Source organism: Bradyrhizobium sp. (genome assembly GCF_049798375.1).
In the GTDB taxonomy this organism is placed as follows: Bacteria; Pseudomonadota; Alphaproteobacteria; order Rhizobiales; family Xanthobacteraceae; genus Bradyrhizobium.
Window position 1 is genome coordinate 1 of record NZ_JBARGP010000715.1, and the last position, 3,062, is coordinate 3,062.

2 protein-coding genes are annotated in these 3,062 nt (G+C 65.7%); one reads left to right on the forward strand and one right to left on the reverse strand.

Translation table 11 applies throughout. The annotated features are described in order from the left end of the window. Positions 1–381 precede the first annotated feature (381 nt). Positions 382–855, forward strand: coding sequence for a DUF1348 family protein (locus WA702_RS27885; RefSeq protein WP_425113762.1), 474 nt, complete (start codon positions 382–384; stop codon positions 853–855). A gap of 97 nt (positions 856–952) precedes the next feature. Here WA702_RS27885 and WA702_RS27890 read toward each other — a convergent pair. Further along, a partial coding sequence (locus WA702_RS27890; RefSeq protein ID WP_425113763.1) for an ATP-binding protein occupies positions 953–3,062 on the reverse strand: 2,110 nt, incomplete at its 5' end.

Here is a 3,062-nt window from a genome sequence, read left to right on the forward strand (position 1 = left end):
TGCCTGACGCGCAAGTTCGCGTGCTTCTCGCGCGCGACGGCTGGACCGGCCAGCAGGGCCAGGGTGACGAGTGCCGTCGAAAGCAGCTTGAGTCGGGTCATGTCGTCTCTCCATTGCATCGGAAGCCAAAGACCGAGGCTTCGCTGGGGGTAGATGCAAAGAGGAGCGGGCGGTCGAAGCCAATATTCGGTCACGCACAATCAAGCCGGCGTGACCGCGCGAAGTAAATCACCGCGTAGCTGGCATCATCGTGCAGAGTGGAAACGCTGTCGACCCATATGAAGTGAAATGCAATTGGCGCGGACCGAAAGACAAGATAGCTCCTGTGTATCCGAGTACGTCCGGAGCGATCCGCCACCAAGCCGCGAGGGGAGAGAAGTCGTGACCGAGAGCCGTCCACCGTTTCCGCCATTCACGCGCGAGACCGCCATCCAGAAGGTGCGCGGCGCCGAAGACGGCTGGAACAGCTGCAATCCGGAGCGCGTGTCGCTGGCCTATACACCGGACAGCTCTTGGCGTAACCGCGCCGAGTTTGTCCGCGGCCGCGAACAGATCGTGGCGTTCCTCACGCGCAAATGGGCCAAGGAGATCGACTACCGGCTGATCAAGGAGCTCTGGGCGTTCACGGAGAGCCGGATCGCGGTGCGCTTCGCCTATGAATGGCACGATGATTCCGGCAACTGGTTTCGCTCTTACGGCAACGAGAACTGGGAGTTCGCCGAGAATGGCCTGATGCGCACCCGCTTTGCTTGCATCAACGACCTTCCGATCAAGGAGACCGAGCGCAAGTACCATTGGGATCGCTCGGGCCCGCGGCCTGCGGACCATCCGTCACTCTCCGAGCTCGGACTCTAGATCACGATGCAATTACACAGACTCGCATCGTGATCTCATCTCTTTGTTTGAGCATGATCTTTTCGGAAAACCGGTTTCCACTTTTCCGGATCATGCTCTAAGGTATCCGGCTGGTGCGCGAGCCCAGCGTGTCGAGCAGCTCCCGCGCCGCCTTGAGGCGGGGGCTGCCGAACCCTTCGGTGAAGCGATCGTAGACAGGCGCGAGCAGGGCGCGCGCCGCGTCGTCGCGTCCCTGCCGCATCCACAGTCCGGCAAGGCTGGTCGCGGTCCGCAGCTCCCAGGCCGGCGCCGCCTGCTGTCGAGCCAGGGTGAGCGAGTCTTGGAGGACATCTTCAGCCAGCGAACGGTCCGGCTCCGCTCCGGCGAGCAACAGCTCCGCCTTGATCCGCAGCATCTCCGGCAGTTCGATCAGATAGTGGACGCGGCCGTTGCGGGCGATGGCGTCGTCGATCAGCGCGATCGCCGCACTGCGCTCGCCGGTCCGGGCCAGCACCTCCGCAAGATGCATCGCGAAATCGGTGATCGGGCCGTAGCGATGATCGCCGATCTTGCCGAGCGCGGTGCGCAGCAACAGCAGGCTCTCGTCGGTTCTGCCTTGCGCCGCGCGGATGACGCCTTTGATGGCCTCGCCGATCGCTTGGAATGGGCTCAGCGCATGCTTGCCGGAGTCCTGGATGATGCGCTCCGCATAATCCTCGAAGGCCTGCGCCTCGCCATTCCAGGCATAGACGGCGAACGCCCACAGCAGCGCCCTGGTCAGCTTGAGCGGACGACCGAGCGCGATCGCATGGGCAATCGCCTGCCGCGTCATCGCCAGCGCCTGATCCGGATAGCCTTGCAGCCAGAGAATCCTGGCCAGGGTGATGTGGGCACGATCGGCATAGTCGAGGGAAAAATGGCCTGATGCCCGCGGCTCCAGCGCCGAGTGGTGCAGCAGCGCGGCCTCGACATGGGAGCGGGCCGTCGCGACCTCGCCGATCAAGAGATGCGATATGCCGAGCGATACCTGCATGCGCGCCAGCGCGGCGAAATCGTTGTTGCTTGAGGCGATCGCGGCGCCGCGCCTGGCGACGTCCAACGCGGCGTCCGGATTGCCGGCCATGAAATGCAGCAGATGCAATCCGTCCACCAGGCGAAGCTGGTTCGGGACATCGTTGCTTTGTTCGGCGAGCCGAAGTGCGCGCAGGAAGCAGCTCTCCACGCTCTCGGTGCTGCCTCCGGTCCACATCCGCGCCAGCCCCAGGGCGGCATGAAGATCGAGCTCGCGCCTGATGTCGCGATCGAGACCGCCGAGCGCCGCAATGGCGGCCTCGGCCCAGGCCTGGCATTCCGCCAGCAACGACAGCTCGAGAAACAGCGGCATGGCGGCTGCGGCCAGCGCGACGCCGGTGGCGCGGTCGCCTTGCGCGGAGAAGCACCAAGTCAGTGCGGCGCTGATATTACCGAGCTGGCTCGCGATCGGGATCGGCTCCTGCTGCGGTCCATGGTCGCGACCTTCGAGCATGCGAAGAAAGTGCCGCGCGTGCCGCGCCGCGGCGGCCTCGGCATCGGCGCTGGTGCCGAGCTTCTCCCGCGCATAGCCGCGCATAGTGTCGAGCAGCCGGTATTGCGGCAGCGGGCCCGTCGCGGAGGCCGTCAGGATCGACTTGGCGACCAGATTGGCGATGCAGGCGATCGTTTCTGCATCATCGCAATCGTCCGCTGAGGCGACGGCGCGGGCCGCATCGAGCGTGAAATGGCCGACCAGCACCGACAAGCGGCGCAAGGTGGTGCGCTCCGGCTCGGGTAGCAGATTGTAGCTCCAGTCCAGCGTGGCGTGCACCGTCTGGTGCCGTGGCGGCGCGGTGCGCCGCCCCTCCCACAACAGTCTGAACCGGTCGCTCAACAGCTCGATCGTGTGTTTGACGCCGTAGGTGCCGACCCGGCTGGCGGCGAGCTCGATCGCCAGCGCGATGCCGTCGAGCCGCCGGCACAGCTCGGCTACCAGCGGCGCGTCGGCATCGCCGAGCACGAACTGTCCGCTGCTCGCATTGGCGCGCTCGACGAACAGCTGGACCGCGGGAAAGGCCAGCGCCTCGGCCGCCGTGACGGCGGTGTTGCCAGGCGGGCTCGCCAGCGGCGGCAGCCGGTAGACGTGCTCGCCCTCCACCCGGAGCGATTCCCGGCTGGTGGCCAGCACATGCACCTGCGCAGCCTCCTTGTAGAGC